Source organism: Mesorhizobium sp. M7A.F.Ca.CA.002.05.1.1, assembly GCF_003998335.1.
Classification (GTDB): domain Bacteria; phylum Pseudomonadota; class Alphaproteobacteria; order Rhizobiales; family Rhizobiaceae; genus Mesorhizobium.
The window spans coordinates 1-755 of record NZ_RZQI01001495.1 but is presented as its reverse complement, the minus strand read 5'-3'; the positions used below and the strand labels follow the sequence as shown (position 1 = coordinate 755).

Here is a 755-nt window from a genome sequence, read left to right as displayed (position 1 = left end):
GTGAGGCAGCCGTCGGCAGCCGCCGGCCGTAGGAAAGGTCGCGATAGGTCTCGTCGACCAGCAGACGGCAGTTGCTGCTTTCGGCAAGCGCAACCAGCGCATCGAGCTCGGTTCGGCTCATCATCGTGCCGGTCGGGTTGTGCGGGCAGGTGACGCTGATCAGCTTCGTGTCCGGCCGCAGCGCCGCCTTGACGCGTTCGACATCAATGGCGAAGCCTTCCTCGAAGGCCAGGTCGACAAAGCTGATGGCGCAGCCGATCGCCCTTGGGGTTTCGATGTTGGTGGCGTAGTTGGGCCTGATGACGACGAGATGGTCATTGGCCGACAAGAGCGAGGTCGAGATGATGAACAGCGCGCCCGCGGCACCGGCAGTGACCAGGACATCATCCGGCGAAATGCCGGCATCCTGCGCCGAGATCAGTGCACGCAACTGCTTGTCGCCGCGATGCTCGCCATAGAAAAGCGTGAGATCAGGCAGCGACAGGCCGATGTCGGAGAGCTTCTGGTCGGCGATCGAACTTTCCGAAAGATTGTAGCGGATACGGTCATAGCCGTATTCTTCCGGCGCTTCTTTCTCGATCACCATCCTGGTGTAGTTCATGGCTCGCTCCCCTAGAGCAGTTCACCGTTTCACGGAAACGGCGACCCGCTCTAACTCCTTGTTTTTAGGCAATTCCGGACGGAAAACCGTTTCACAATTTTCCTGGAATTGCTCTAGCAACCCGTCCACCTATCCAAGCCATAAAAACATGAAG

The 755-nt window shown here is 58.8% G+C and carries 1 protein-coding gene; it reads right to left on the bottom strand.

The window, feature by feature from the left end:
* The coding region (locus EN939_RS36620) for a pyridoxal phosphate-dependent aminotransferase (protein WP_127272089.1) at nucleotides 1–601 on the bottom strand (601 nt) is incomplete at its 3' end.
* Between the last annotated feature and the right edge of the window lie 154 nt (nucleotides 602–755).